This is a genomic window from Curtobacterium sp. MCSS17_006 (genome assembly GCF_003234215.1).
Lineage (GTDB): Bacteria > Actinomycetota > Actinomycetes > Actinomycetales > Microbacteriaceae > Curtobacterium > Curtobacterium flaccumfaciens.
Map to the genome: position 1 here is coordinate 26,009 of NZ_QKSO01000014.1, position 13,139 is coordinate 39,147.

Sequence of the window (13,139 nt, forward strand, 5' to 3'; positions counted from 1 at the left end):
GCGGTGCGGGCCCGCACCGCGCCTCCCGTCCGTCCTTCCGCACCCACAGGGCGCGCCGCGCGTGCGGGGGTCAGGCGGTTTCCCGCACGCACCCCCAACCCGGGTCACATTCCGGTGAATCGTCACAGCCCGGCAACGTCATCCCGCTACGATCCGAGAACGCCGACATTCTCGGCAAATTCACATGATCTGGGCGATGAGCCCGGACCGAATCCCTGGGGGATCCCGTGCACCGCAGCACCTCCACTGTCCGTCGCGCCTGCGCCGTCGGCACCACCGTCGCCCTGGTCGGCCTGACCACCGGCCTCGGCATCATGACCGCGACGGCCGCCAACGCCGAGACGCTCGACACCACGCAGCCGATCGTGGCCGCCGAGACGCCCGCTCCGGTCGTCTCCGACGAGACGCCCACGCCGACGGACCCGCCCGTCGAGACCGCGCCCGAGACCCCGGCTCCGGTCGAGGAAGCCCCGGCGCCCACCCCCGAGGCCACCGAGCCCGCCGCGCCGGAGACCACCGCGCCGGCCGCCACCGAGGCTCCGAAGCCGACCGAGACCCCGAAGCCGGACGTCACGGCCAAGGCCGCCGACGCCACCGTCACCATCGAGGGCACGGCCAAGGTCGGCACCCGACTCGTCGCCGTCGTCACCGGCTTCGACGACGAGGCGGGGTACAAGTACTCGTGGACCGACCAGGACGGCAACGTCCTGTCGAAGGCCGCGAGCTACGTCGTCGACCCGACCGACGTCCGCAAGACCATCACGGTCGCCGTGACGGGCACGCTGCCCGGCGCGACCGAGACCTCCACGGTCGAGTCCGAGGCCACCGCCGCCGTGACGCAGACCCCGGCGTTCCTCGGTGAGGACGGCCAGCCCACCAAGGCCGGTGCCACGCAGGACAGCCCGCTCGAGCTGAGCACCGCCGCCGGTGACGCCTTCTCGCACACCTTCCGTGCGCAGGGCTTCCCGGAGCCGAAGTACAGCCTCGCCTGGTTCGACGAGGACGACGCCGAGTACGCCGAGGAGTTCCCGGAGGACGAGATGTCCCCCGCGGACCAGCTCCCCGACGGTCTGACCTTCGACGCCTCGACCGGTGAGCTCAGTGGCGTCACCACCGAGGCGTGGGACTGGACCTTCGCCGTCACGGCAACCAGTGGCACCGAGACGACCACGCAGTACGTTTCGCTCAACGTCGAGGCCGGTGCGCCGCTCGGCCTGTTCGTCTACACGACCGACCGCGCCGGAGCCTTCGACTTCGACGAGAACGACACCAAGAAGCGCACCACGTGGATCATCGACCCGGACGGCAAGGTCTACACCGTCATCACGCAGGGTGACGGCGACGGTGGCCAGGTCGGCACCGAGGTCGACGGCGGTCGCCCCACGATCAAGCAGGGTGGGACGCTCATCGTGACCGGCACGGTCGTCGATCGGTTCGGCAACGAGGTCCTGGGCGAGGACGACGAGTCGATCACGCCCACCGTGACGTCGGACGTCTCGACCGACGTCATCGCCGCAGACCCCGAGATCGGTGAGTTCGGCTTCATCGGCGTCACGTTCCCGCACGCCTCGATCCACAACCTCACGGTCGCCGCCGGCGATTTCGCCACCTCGTTCGCCGTGGACGTCCAGCCGACCGCGGTCGCCGGCATCGCCGACCCGACCCCGGTCGCGCCGGCAGCGGCCCCGGTCGCCCCGGTCAACACCGGCGGCCAGCTCGCCTACACCGGTTCGGACACCACCGACGCACTGCCGTGGGCCCTCGGCCTGCTCGTCGCCGGTGCCGGCCTCATCGGCGCCCGCTTCGCGCGTCGTCGTCGCGCCCAGCGCTGACACCCTGAGACGTCTCCCGTCCGTCGCGTGCCCGCGCGGTGGACGGGAGGCCCGTGACGGCCCCGCCTGCTCCTCCACCGGAGCAGGCGGGGCCGTTCCGCATCCGCGCCCGGCCGGGTCCGCGCCGGTAGCGTTGGCGACATGCCCACGCTGCTGCACATCGACTCCTCGGCCGACCTGTCCCACTCCCGCTCGCGCGCACTGACCGCGGCCTTCGCCGACGCCTGGCGCGCCCGCGGCCCGGAGTACACGGTCGTCCGACGGGACCTGCACGTCGACCAGCTCCCCCACCTGGAGAGCTCGGCGCTGCACTGGGCCGCCGCCGACCGTACCGCCGAGGAGACCGTTGCGCCCGAGGCCGAGGCCCTCCGTCAGGGGGTCATCGACGAGCTCCTGGCCGCCGACGTCGTCGTGGTGGGTGCGCCGCTGTACAACTACACCGTGCCGTCGACCCTGAAGGCCTGGATCGACCGCATCCACGTGCCCGGCATCCTGACCGGCGGCGTGCAGCCCCTGGCCGGACGACCCGTCGTCACCGTGGTGAGCCGCGGCGCGACCTACGACGCCGGCACCCCGACCGAGGGCTGGGACCACGGCTCCCCCGTCCTGCACATCGTGCTCGGCACCGCGCTCGGCATGAAGCTGTACCCGATCACCGTCAGCGCGACCCTGGCCGACCGGCTGCCGGACCTCGCACCGCTGGCCGACCACGCCGCCGCGGAGTTCGCCGACGCGAAGACGACGATCGAGCGCCTGGCGACGACGCTCGGCTGACCCGCGCGGCCGCGGCGCTCGTCAGGCGGGCCGGATCTCGCCGGCCCGCCCGAGCAGCTCCGCGTGGAAGGCCGTCTGCGTCAGCGCGCTCGCGAGCAGGAACCCGGTCATCGACTCGATCCCGCCACTGAAGGGCACGCGGGCGGCGACCTCGAACAGCGTCGGACGGTCCAGCGCGTCGAGGGCGGCGGCGACGTGGCGCGAGCGTTCCTCCCGGTGCCGGGCCAGCGTCTGCGCGCGGGTGACGATGCCGCGGAACCGGTACTCGTGCCCCGGGCAGACCTCGAGGTCGCCGTACGGGTCGAGCCGCGCGAGGGACGCCAGGTAGTCGCCGAGCGGGTTCGTGCCGGTTCGGCCGCCGAGTCCGATGCCGGAGTTGATCCGCGGCAGCACGTGGTCGCCGGAGAACAGCAGCCCGTCGGCCTCGTCGAGGAAGCACACGTGCCCGCTCGTGTGCCCCGGGGTCCACAGCGTGCGGATCGTCCGACCGGGGATCGGCAGCAGGTCGCCGTCCTCGAGCGGCACGTCGGCGTACGGCGCCTCGATCCGGCCCATCCCGATCCGGCGTCCGCTGCCCCACGCCTCGACGACCCCGGCCTGCAGGTGCTCGGGCAGCCCCCACGTCGCGATGTCCGCGTCGTTCCGCTCGGCGTCGGCGCGTTCCCGTTCGAGCGCGCGGACCTCGAGGCCGTGCATCGCCACGCGCGCACCCGTCGCCCGGCGGATGGCCGCCGCGGCACCCAGGTGGTCGGCGTGCAGGTGCGTCACGGCCACGAGCGACACGTCGTCCAGGTTCCGGCCGATCGTGGCGAGCCCGTCCCGCAGCTCGGCGAGCCCGCCGTCGGCAGACCACCCGGGGTCGATCACCGCGAGCGAGCCGTCCGCCGCCTCGACGACGTAGACCAGGGTCGCGTCGGGCACCCCGAACCGGAACGGCACCGCGAGGGTCCAGATGCCCGGCCGGACCTGCTCGACGGGTGGCAGGACGCCGTCGCGGAGCGCGGCGGCCTGCACGGGGCTGATCGGTTCCGGGGCCGGCGCTGCCGGCGGGGGCACGGTCGTCACGCTCGCCACCATACCGACGCCATCGACATCGACGAGGCGGGCCACTTTCTGAAATGCATTGTTTCACCCATTGCATTCCAGTAACGTCTGATCGGTCGAGAGGAACCCATGCGCAACAAGTGCACTGCTCCGGTTCTGGGCATCGCTCTGGCTCTGAGCATCACCTCGTGCACACCGTCGACGAACGGACCGCTGCGCTTCACCGACAGCGGCACCGTCTGGTGCCAGAGCGCCCGCCTCGATGGTTCGATCGGCATCCCGATCGACAGGGAGAACGGCCCGTCCATCGTGGTCACCGGCATCAGGACGCCGGAGCAGACCGGCGTGACGACGCACGAAGTCCTGTTGGTTCCGGTCTCCCCGTACAGCAGGACCGGATCGGTGTCGTGGCCGCTGGCGGAGGAATGGGGCGACCCGAGGTCCGCGATCGGCCGGTCTGTTCCAGCAGGCGAGCACTTCGACCTCGCCATCCACCTGTCACGCGACAAGGGAACATCAGGTACGACAGGACCCATCTTCATCGACTACCAAGCCGAAGGCCGCTCGTACACCGCCAACACGCACACGCAGGTGGAGATGGAGCCGGACTGCCGACGCTGAACACGCTTGCGGTGCATGGTGAGCAGAAATGGTCGGGTCCGGGCCGTCGACCCGACCATTTCTGCTCACCGAACGCACGTGCCGGGCGGAGCACGGGCCTCCAGGCAGACGGCACAGGCCGCGCCGACAGCCCCGCCGACGCGCGCGAGTAGACAGGGCCCATGGAGATCGCACCGATGCTCGCCAAGGCCGTCGCCACCGTCCCCGACCCGGACAGCACGAAGGGCGGGCTGCGGTACGAACCGAAGTGGGACGGCTTCCGGGGCATCGTGACCATCGACGGGGACGACGTCGAGATCGGCAGCCGCGGCGCCAAGCCGCTCACCAGGTACTTCCCCGAGCTCGTCGAGGCCTTCCGCGCGCAGTTCGGCGGCCGCGACCACCCGGTCGTCCTGGACGGCGAGGTGATCCTGCGCGCTGGGGAACCCGGTGCCGAGCGCCTCGACTGGGAGGCCCTGTCACAGCGCATCCACCCGGCGGCCTCACGGATCACCAAGCTCAGCGTCGAGACACCGGCGCAGTTCGTGGCCTTCGACCTGCTGGCGGTGGACGGCGAGGAGCTGGTGGACCGCCCCTTCGACGAGCGTCGCGAGCGCCTGGAGCAGCTCGGCGACGCGATGACCGATCCGCTCTTCGTCACCCGCACCACGCTCGACGTCGAGCAGGCGCGCGAGTGGCTCACCACGTTCGAGGGCGCCGGGCTCGACGGCGTCGTCGCGAAGCCGCGAGCGCGGCCGTACGAACCGAACAAGCGCTCGATGCTCAAGATCAAGCACCACCGCACCGCCGACGTCGTCGCCATCGGCTACCGCGTGCACAAGAGCGGCTCCGGCGTCGGGTCGCTGCTCGTCGGCCTGTACGACGCGGACGGCGAGCTCCGCCAGGTCGGCGGCGTCTCCGCCTTCTCCGACAAGCGCCGGGCCGCGTTGGTCGACGAGCTCGAGCCCGTCGTGCTCCGCGATGCGGACGGGAGGCCCGTCACCGGTGACGGGGGACGGTCGCGGTTCTCGTCGGGTCGCGACACGTCGTTCGTCCGGCTGGCGCCGGAGCTGGTGCTCGAGGTCCGGTACGACCAGATGGAGGGCGACCGGTTCCGGCACACCGTGCAGTTCGAGCGGTGGCGGCCCGACCGGGAGGCGACGTCGTGCGGGTTCGAGCAGCTCGAGGTGCCGAGTGCGTACAACCTGAACGACGTGCTGTCCTGACGACGGAACGCACTGCGGTGTCCGTTTGTCGCTGTTCTGTCACGTTCGGGGAAAAGTAGTTAGCCGAACTAGCGAAGCCGTGCCAGGATGATCTCAGCAGCACGAGGCGTCCAGTCCGGGCGCCCGGATCGAAAGCGGTCGACATGAGCACCAGCACGCTTGTCCGCCACCCTCGGCGGAGCCCCTTCACAGAAGTCCGAGAGGCACGGCGCCAGCGCGTCCTGCAGCTCAGCGCGGTCATCAGCGCCATCGCCGGCGTGACCGCCACGGCGCTCGCACTCGTCACGGTCGGACTCGGCTCGTGATCGTCGACGGCATCACCGACGTGCACCGCGGCACCTGGTCGCGGCTCACCCGCCTGCACACCGCCAGCATCGGGCTGCCGACGCACACCACGCGCGTCGAGGACCCGGACCGTCAGCGGGACGTCTCCTCCGCAGCCTGAGCCGCGGCTGTTCGGCATTCGGCCGCCGGTTGCTCGGCCGCTCGGCCGCTCGGCCTCAGCTCGGCTTCTTCGCCCGCGACGGCTGCACGCGCGGCGGCTCCCCCGGCATCTTCGGGAAGTCCGGCGGGAACGGCAGCTCACCCTCGCCGTTCGCCAGGTCCCGCTCCCACCACTCGAGCAGCGGCGCGATGCTGCCCGGCTGCTCCCCCATCGACTCCCACGGGTCGCCGGTGGTCCGCAGCCGCTCCGGCACCGTGCGGATCGTGAAGGTCGTCGGGTCCGCGGTGCGCAGTTCGTCCCACTCGATCGGCGTCGACACCGAGGCGTGCGCCAGGGCCCGGGGGCTGTATGCACCGGCCATCGTGCGGTCACGGTTCGCCTGGTTGAAGTCGACGAAGATCCGCTGCCCCCGCTCCTCCTTCCACCACGCCGTCGTGACCCGGTCCGGCATCCGTCGTTCGAGTTCGCGTGCCGCAGCGATCACCGCGTGCCGCACCTCGAGGAACTCGTGCTCGGGGCGGATCGGCGCGAACACGTGCAGGCCGCGGTTGCCGCTCGTCTTGATCCAGGTGGTCAGGCCGACCTCGTCGAGGACCTTCCGGAGCTCCTCGGCCACCGGCACCGTGTCGCCGAAATCGGTCCCGGGCTGCGGGTCGAGGTCGATGCGGAGCTGGTCCGGGTGGTCGCTGTCCTCGGCACGAGAGGCCCACGGGTGGAACACCACCGTGTTCATCTGTGCGGCCCACACCGCCACGGCCGGCTCGTCGATCACGAGCTGCGGGTGCGACCGGGCACTCGGGTAGGTCACCGTCACCGAGCGGACGTAGTCGGGCGCCCCCTTGGGTGGGTTCTTCGAGAAGAACTGCTCGCCGTCGACGCCGCCGGGGAACCGCTGCAGCGAGATCGGCCGGTCCCCGTTCGCCCGGACGAAGGCGTCGCCCACCGTGACGAGGTACTCCGCGAGGTCGAGCTTCGTGATGCCCGCCTCGGGCCAGAGCACCCGCGAGGGGCTGCTGATCCGGACCTCGCGGTCACCGTCGGGCCCCGGCACCCGCACCGTCGTCGCTTCGCTCGCCATGCAGCGGACCGTACACGCGTGGCGGCCGCTCGCCCGCAGCCCGGCCCGCCCGTGCTCCCGCACGGCAGGATGGGCGGGTGAACGCGTACCTCGGCATCGACCTTGCGTGGGGGCTCGGCTCCGAGCGGAAGGCCGCGAACGAGACCGGGCTGGTGGCGATGGACCAGGACGGCACGATCACCGACGCCGGGTGGGCCCGCGGGGTCGACGCCGTCGCGGACTGGATCGCCGAGCACCTCGGGCCACGATCCCTGATCGCCGTGGACGCCTCGCTCGTCGTGACGAACCCGACGGGCATCCGCGAGTCCGAACGGCAGGTCGGGCAGCGGTACGGCCGGTGGAAGGTCGCCGCGAACCCGACCAACCAGGCGTCTGCGGCGAGCGCTGGCTCAGCGCTGCTCGACCGGCTGACCGCGCTCGGCGTCGGGTACGTCTCCGACACGGACGCCATGCGGGCACGCACCGGTCCGGCGATGTTCGAGTGCTACCCGTACACGACCCTGGTCGGGGTGGAGGAGCTCGGCTACGACGTGGAACGACCCCGGTACAAGCGGCTCGACCTCCGGATCCCCGCCGCCGAGGCGCGTGCCCGTCGCGCCGAGGCGTTCGACGAGCTGGTCCGGCGGCTGCGCGAGACCCCGCTCGACCCGCCGCTGCTGCTGGACTCCCACCCGCTGACGCAGCGGCTCGCCGACCCGTCGGTGCTGCACGGTCCGACGCACAAGCACCGCGAGGACCTGCTCGACGGGGCGCTGTGTGCGTGGACGGCGGCGTTCTGGGAGCGACACGGCGACGAGCGCGTGCAGATCCTGGGAGGTGATCCGGCCCTCCTGTGCGACCCGCCGGACGAGGCGGGCCGTCGGCCCGTCGTGGTGGCACCCGCGCGCCCGTCGCAGCGGAGGCCGCGCGGCTAGGGTTGAGCGGTGAGCTCGACGACCGAACCCCTGCACATCGGGCTGGTGTCGCTGCACACCTCCCCCGGAGACGAACCCGGTTCGGGCGAGGTCGGCGGCATGAACGTCGTCGTCCGACACCAGGCCGAGGCGCTGGCCGACCTGGGCCACCACGTGGACATCATCACGCGCCGGTCTGCCCCGACGCAGCCGGACTCGGTGTCGCTCGTGCCGGGCGTGTGCCTGCGGTTCCTGTCCGCGGGGCCGGCCGAGCCGGTGCCGAAGGGCGAGCACGACGCGTTCATCGAACCGTTCCGCCACGAGCTGGAGCAGCTCGGGCCGTTCGACGTCCTGCACTCGCACCACTGGTTCTCCGGCGCGGCCGCGCTGCCCGTCGCCCGTGAGCGCGGCATCCCCCACGTGCAGTCGTTCCACTCCATCGCCGCCGACCCGGCCACGCCGCTGTCCGAGGGCGAACGACCCGAGTCCGCCGGCCGCATCGCCGGCGAGGAACTGCTCGCACGCGAGTCGGACGCCGTCGTCGTGGTCTCCGAGGCAGAGGCCTCGACCGTGCGCACCCGGCTCGGCGGCGACGACGCCCGCATCTGGATCGTGCCGCCGGGGGTCGACGGGTCCGTCTTCCGCCCCGCCGCCGTCGGCGCGCGCCGCGCCGCCACTCCCTACGTCGTCGCAGCGGCGCGCGTGCAGCCGCTCAAGGGCCTGGACCTGGCGATCGAGGCGATCGCGGACATCAGCCTGGAGGCCCGCCCCACCTTGGTCATCGCGGGTGACGTCTCGAGTGAGGCGGGCGACTACGTGGACGAACTGCGTCGGCTCGCCGACGCGCGTGGCATCGCCGACCACGTCACCTTCATCGGGCCGCAGTCGCGTGCCGACCTGGCGTTCCTGTTCCGTGGCGCGGCAGCCGTGCTCGTGCCGTCCCACTCCGAGACGTACGGGCTCGTCGCGCTCGAGGGTTCCGCTTCCGGGGTGCCGGTCGTGGCCGCCGCTGCCGGGGGCCTGCGTGAGGCCGTGGTCGACGGGGAGACGGGCGTCGTACTCGAGTCCCGTGACCCGCAGGAGTGGGCGGCCGAGATCGAGCGGATCCTGACCGATGGTCCGTACGCTGCAGGGCTCGCCGCTGCGGGGCGGGAGCACGCGGAGCGTCTCAGCTGGGAGCGGTCGGCCGCGGGGCTCGAGGACGTCTACCGCCGGGTGCTCGGGCGCTCGTGAGCGGGACGGGCGGGCGGTTCGCGGCGTTCTTCGCCGCGCTCGACGCCGTGCCCGTCGAGTCAGACGCCGAGGCGCTCTACGAGGTCGGATCGGCCGAGGGACGACTGCGGCGGGCGAACCTGACGCGGTACCTGGAGCGGTCCGGGCCGGGAGCCGACACGTTGCTCGTGGCCGAGGCACCGGGGTGGCGCGGCATGACGAACACGGGTGTGCCGTTCACGAGCATGCGCGAGCTCGGACCCGAGTACGTCGTGCCACCGGAGCCCACGGCACCGTGGGAGGCCTCGTCGCGCGTCGTGCACGCTGCGCTGGAGGGCTGGCGCGGTGCCCTCCCCGTCGCGTGGGCGATCTTCCCGCACCACCCCTTCGTGGCACCGGACCGGCTGACGAACCGGACGCCCCGACCCGCCGAGGTCCGCTCGGGAGCGCCCGTCGCGCTCGCGCTGCTGGAGGCCCTCGGCGGCGTGGACCGGGTCCGGGTGGTCGCCGTCGGTCGGAAGGCGCAGGGAGCGCTCGCCCTGGCCGGCATCGAGGCGATCGCCGTGCGGCACCCGGCACAGGGCGGCGCGAAGCAGTTCACCGAACAGCTGCGGGCGCTGGACCGCTAGCCGTCCGTCCGCCCCGGTGCGTCCAGGTCGCGTCCCGGTCGCGTCCCGCTCAGGCGGAGCGGACCTCGACGCCCTTGGTCGCGAGCCGCTCGGCGACGTGGGCGGGCAGTGGTGCGGCGGCGTACACGGTGCGGAGCTCCGGCAGGTCGAGTAGATCGTCCCAGTTCTGCGGGTCGAAGCGGTCGTCCGAGCCGTCCCAGCCGGGGTGGACGTCCTGCAGCACCTCGAGGTCGGAGTCCACGGTGATCTCGGTGACGAGCGACAGGTGCGACGGCAGCAGGTCGAGGTCGTCGTAGTACTCGCGCGCCCGGTCGTCCTGCCCGTCGACGTCGAGGTCCTCGTCGGTCTCGTCCTCGGCGTCCGGGTCGTAGGGGTCGAGGACGTCGAGGTCGTAGCAGAGGACGTCGAGCACCAGGAGCTTCGCGTTGAAGTCCGCGAACTCGATGGGCTCCTCGGTGGTGTTCGACTGCTGGTCCATGGCCGGAGCGTATCCGTCGCCGAGCGACCGTGTTGCGATCGCGAGAAACCTTCCTGTGGGACTGGACAGAAAGGCATCCAGCGCGCAAGGGTGACGCATGGCCACCACCAAGACGGACCGCCCACAGCAGGAGCAGCACGAGCTCCGCCGAGTCATCGGTCCCAAGCTCCTGCTGCTCTTCATCGTCGGCGACATCCTCGGCACGGGTGTCTACGCGCTCACCGGCCAGGTCGCGGCCGAGGTCGGCGGGGCAGCGTGGCTCCCCTTCCTCATCGCGTTCGCGGTCGCGCTGCTGACGGCCTTCTCGTACCTCGAACTCGTGACGAAGTACCCCCAGACCGCCGGTGCCGCCCTCTACGTGCACAAGGCGTTCGGCATCCACTTCGTCACCTTCATCGTGACGTTCATCGTGATGTGTTCCGGGATCACATCGGCGTCGACGGCATCGCGGGCGTTCGCGGCGAACCTCGGCGCCGGGTTCGGCATCGAGCTGCCGAACGGCGTGGTGATGCTCATCGCGATGGGCTTCATGCTCGCGGTGATGTTCATCAACTTCCGCGGGGTGAGCGAGAGCGTCAAGACGAACGTCGTGCTGACGCTGGTCGAGCTGTCCGGTCTCGTCATGGTGATCCTGATCGGGTTCTGGGCGATCGCGGGCGGCAACGCGGACTTCTCGCGGGTCGTGATGTTCGAGACGCCGGAGGACAAGTCCCTGCTGCTGTCGATCAGCACCGCGACGTCGCTGGCGTTCTTCGCGATGGTCGGGTTCGAGGACTCGGTCAACATGGCCGAGGAGACCAAGGACCCCTCGCGCATCTTCCCGAAGATCATGCTCACCGGTCTCGGCATCACGGCCGTGATCTACGTGCTCGTGTCGATCTGCGCCGTGGCCGTGGTACCGATCGGTGAACTGGCCGGCAATGAGACCCCGCTCGTCACCGTCGTGCAGACCGCCGCGCCGGACTTCCCGATCGCCGACCTGCTGCCCTTCATCTCGATGTTCGCCGTCGCCAACACCGCCCTGATCAACATGATGATGGCGTCGCGCCTGCTCTACGGCATGAGCAAGCAGGGCGTGCTGCCGGGCTTCCTGTCCCGCATCTCCCCCGCCCGTCGCACCCCGTCGACCGCGATCGTCTTCACCACGCTCATCTCGCTGCTGCTGATCGGGTGGGTCTCGCTCGACCCCGACTCCCCCATCGTCGTCGTCCTCGGTGGCACCACCTCGCTGTTGCTGCTGACGGTGTTCGCCGTCGTGAACGTGACCGTGCTCGTGCTCCGCCGCGACAAGGTCGACCACAAGCACTTCCGCGCGGGCGTCATCATCCCGGTCATCGGCATCATCACGTGCCTCTGGCTCGTCCTGCCGTTCTCGTCCGGTCGTGACCCGCAGCAGTACCAGATCGCCGGCGCACTGCTGGCCCTGGGCGTGCTGCTCTGGATCCTGACCTGGTTCACCCACGGACGGAAGCAGGCCGAGAAGGCCCCGACCGGTCTCGTGACGGAGCCGACGAAGGTGCAGCGGCCGCCGCACGACCACCGCGACGTCTGATGGACGCGACCAGTGTCATCTGGACCGTCGTCATCGCGGTGATCGCCGCGCTGTCGCTGTCCGCCGGGGGCTGGCGCCTGCGTCGGGGCCGGGGTCGACAGGACGGTCGACGCGAGCGCTGACCGCCGTGCACGAACGGCCCGTGACGGTTCTGGTTCGCGAAGCCCTGCGCTTCGTGCACCAGAACCGTCACTCGTGAAGCGTGCGTTCACGGCGGGCCGTCGCACGCTTCCCAGGAGGCGCCCGTACGCTCGTGCTGCTCTTCCCGCTCCGCCCGCCCAGCACCCGCCCAGCCCCTCGAGAGGTCCCGTCATGCGCCGTGTCGGCATCACCCTCGCCTCGGTGTTCGGCGCCGGGATCGTTGCGGTCGGCATCGGCGTGGTCGTCCTCGTGGTGATCGCGGTCAACTCGCTCGCCGGCATCGCGAAGTCGAGCGCCGCCACCCCGACGCCCGCGTGCCCGGCCGTCGTCTCGAAGACGATCGGCGGGATGGTCGTGCCGGCCGGCCCCGTCGGTGGTTTCTGCCAGGACCGCCTGGTGAACGCCGCACACGTGATCGAAGCCGCCCAGGCGCTCGGCATCGGCCCCCACACGCAGGCCGTCGGGGTGATGACCGCGATCGGCGAGTCGAGCCTGGTGAACCTGGACCACGGCGACGCCGCGGGCCCGGACAGCCGCGGCCTGTTCCAGCAGCGCGACAACGGCGCCTGGGGTACTTACGAGCAGCGGATGGACCCGTACACGGCCGCGACGATGTTCTACACGAAGCTCGTGAAGGTCCCCGGCTGGAAGACGATGAGCCCGACGCAGATGGCGCACGCGGTGCAGATCAACTCCGACCCGGACCACTACGCGAAGTCGTGGCCGCAGGCGAAGGCGATCGTCGAGGAGCTCACCGGCCAGGACGTGCCGGACGCCGCTCCCCAGGGCTGACCGCTCACGAGGCCACCGCCTGCGTCTCCTCGTCGAACTCGACGATCGCGGCTCCGCCGGAGTGCACGACGACCTGGGCGCGGAGCCGGACCGACTGCTCGTCGAGGGCACAGGCACAGGCGTCGACCCACTCCCAGTCCACCGGGTAGAGCCGGTCGGCGTCGGGGCGTTCCCACACGAGCACGACGTCGACGGCCCCGAGCTGCGCCACGATGTCGGCGATCAGGGCCGCGAAGTCGTCGACGTGTTCGTCCGGGGAGTACGGCAGGTCGGCGATCGGCAGCAGGAACGGGATCGACATCCCGCGGTCGTCGAGGAACAGCACCCAGCACTGCCGGCGCAGCGGTCGTTCGACGACGGCTTCGACGAGTCGGACGACGTCGTCGTCGGTGCGGACGGGTTCACGGATCAGGCGGTCGAGCATCTCGGTGTCAGGCATGGCT

16 protein-coding genes are annotated in these 13,139 nt (G+C 71.4%); 12 read left to right on the forward strand and 4 right to left on the reverse strand.

Going from position 1 to position 13,139, the window contains the following annotated elements:
• Positions 1–227: 227 nt before the first annotated feature.
• Together DEJ21_RS13530 and DEJ21_RS13535 are read left to right on the forward strand one after the other, a co-directional pair.
• Positions 228–1,832 carry a putative Ig domain-containing protein gene (locus DEJ21_RS13530; protein WP_111224919.1) on the forward strand — a complete coding sequence of 535 codons (1,605 nt, stop codon included), beginning with the start codon at positions 228–230 and terminating at the stop codon, positions 1,830–1,832.
• A 141-nt stretch (positions 1,833–1,973) separates the two neighbouring features.
• Entirely contained in the window at positions 1,974–2,606 is a 633-nt protein-coding gene (locus DEJ21_RS13535; RefSeq protein ID WP_111224920.1) for an FMN-dependent NADH-azoreductase, read from the forward strand.
• Positions 2,607–2,627: 21 nt separating this feature from the next.
• On the opposite strand, the gene DEJ21_RS13540 is transcribed toward DEJ21_RS13535, so the two are convergent.
• The gene (locus DEJ21_RS13540; RefSeq protein ID WP_181435890.1) at positions 2,628–3,671 is read right to left on the reverse strand and encodes an MBL fold metallo-hydrolase; all 1,044 of its coding nucleotides are present in this window, start codon (positions 3,669–3,671) and stop codon (positions 2,628–2,630) included.
• 108 nt (positions 3,672–3,779) lie between these two features.
• On the opposite strand from DEJ21_RS13540, the gene DEJ21_RS13545 reads away from it, so the two are divergent.
• The 4 genes from DEJ21_RS13545 (at position 3,780) to DEJ21_RS18300 (ending at position 5,921) form a co-directional block, all read left to right on the forward strand.
• Positions 3,780–4,271 (forward strand): hypothetical protein, encoded by a 492-nt coding sequence (locus DEJ21_RS13545; protein WP_111224922.1) that lies wholly within the window; start codon positions 3,780–3,782, stop codon positions 4,269–4,271.
• A 161-nt stretch (positions 4,272–4,432) separates the two neighbouring features.
• A complete protein-coding gene (locus DEJ21_RS13550) occupies positions 4,433–5,476 on the forward strand; it encodes an ATP-dependent DNA ligase (protein ID WP_111224923.1) in 1,044 nt (347 codons plus the stop codon).
• A 143-nt stretch (positions 5,477–5,619) separates the two neighbouring features.
• Positions 5,620–5,781 carry a hypothetical protein gene (locus DEJ21_RS18295; RefSeq protein ID WP_163343780.1) on the forward strand — a complete coding sequence of 54 codons (162 nt, stop codon included), beginning with the start codon at positions 5,620–5,622 and terminating at the stop codon, positions 5,779–5,781.
• Positions 5,778–5,921: a hypothetical protein gene (locus DEJ21_RS18300; RefSeq protein ID WP_155896788.1), complete on the forward strand. Its 144-nt coding sequence runs from the start codon at positions 5,778–5,780 to the stop codon at positions 5,919–5,921. Before DEJ21_RS18295 ends, DEJ21_RS18300 begins: the two co-directional genes overlap by 4 nt.
• A 55-nt stretch (positions 5,922–5,976) precedes the next feature.
• On the opposite strand, the gene ligD is transcribed toward DEJ21_RS18300, so the two are convergent.
• Positions 5,977–6,999 (reverse strand): non-homologous end-joining DNA ligase, encoded by a 1,023-nt coding sequence (ligD, locus tag DEJ21_RS13555; RefSeq protein WP_111224924.1) that lies wholly within the window; start codon positions 6,997–6,999, stop codon positions 5,977–5,979.
• Between the two features lie 77 nt (positions 7,000–7,076).
• On the opposite strand from ligD, the gene DEJ21_RS13560 reads away from it, so the two are divergent.
• From DEJ21_RS13560 to DEJ21_RS13570, 3 genes are read left to right on the forward strand one after another with little or no spacing between them, the layout of a single operon-like run.
• Positions 7,077–7,913, forward strand: a complete 837-nt coding sequence (locus DEJ21_RS13560; RefSeq protein ID WP_111224925.1) for a DUF429 domain-containing protein — start codon at positions 7,077–7,079, stop codon at positions 7,911–7,913.
• A 9-nt stretch (positions 7,914–7,922) separates the two neighbouring features.
• Positions 7,923–9,125 (forward strand): glycosyltransferase, encoded by a 1,203-nt coding sequence (locus tag DEJ21_RS13565; protein ID WP_111224926.1) that lies wholly within the window; start codon positions 7,923–7,925, stop codon positions 9,123–9,125.
• Positions 9,122–9,733, forward strand: a complete 612-nt coding sequence (locus DEJ21_RS13570; RefSeq protein WP_111224927.1) for a uracil-DNA glycosylase — start codon at positions 9,122–9,124, stop codon at positions 9,731–9,733. Before DEJ21_RS13565 ends, DEJ21_RS13570 begins: the two co-directional genes overlap by 4 nt.
• Before the next feature lie 49 nt (positions 9,734–9,782).
• Here DEJ21_RS13570 and DEJ21_RS13575 read toward each other — a convergent pair whose 3' ends face one another.
• On the reverse strand, positions 9,783–10,211 hold the full coding sequence (locus DEJ21_RS13575) for a DUF6892 domain-containing protein (protein ID WP_052481637.1): 429 nt from the start codon (positions 10,209–10,211) through the stop codon (positions 9,783–9,785).
• A gap of 97 nt (positions 10,212–10,308) precedes the next feature.
• Here DEJ21_RS13575 and DEJ21_RS13580 point away from each other — a divergent pair, with 97 nt between their 5' ends.
• From DEJ21_RS13580 to DEJ21_RS13585, 3 genes are all read left to right on the forward strand, one after another.
• Positions 10,309–11,763, forward strand: coding sequence for an APC family permease (locus DEJ21_RS13580; RefSeq protein WP_071404196.1), 1,455 nt, complete (start codon positions 10,309–10,311; stop codon positions 11,761–11,763).
• Entirely contained in the window at positions 11,763–11,885 is a 123-nt protein-coding gene (locus DEJ21_RS18605) for a hypothetical protein (protein ID WP_258372851.1), read from the forward strand. Before DEJ21_RS13580 ends, DEJ21_RS18605 begins: the two co-directional genes overlap by 1 nt.
• Before the next feature lie 190 nt (positions 11,886–12,075).
• Positions 12,076–12,696: a hypothetical protein gene (locus DEJ21_RS13585; RefSeq protein ID WP_111224928.1), complete on the forward strand. Its 621-nt coding sequence runs from the start codon at positions 12,076–12,078 to the stop codon at positions 12,694–12,696.
• Between the two features lie 4 nt (positions 12,697–12,700).
• Here DEJ21_RS13585 and DEJ21_RS13590 read toward each other — a convergent pair whose 3' ends face one another.
• Positions 12,701–13,135 carry a hypothetical protein gene (locus tag DEJ21_RS13590; protein WP_071404198.1) on the reverse strand — a complete coding sequence of 145 codons (435 nt, stop codon included), beginning with the start codon at positions 13,133–13,135 and terminating at the stop codon, positions 12,701–12,703.
• Positions 13,136–13,139 lie beyond the last annotated feature (4 nt).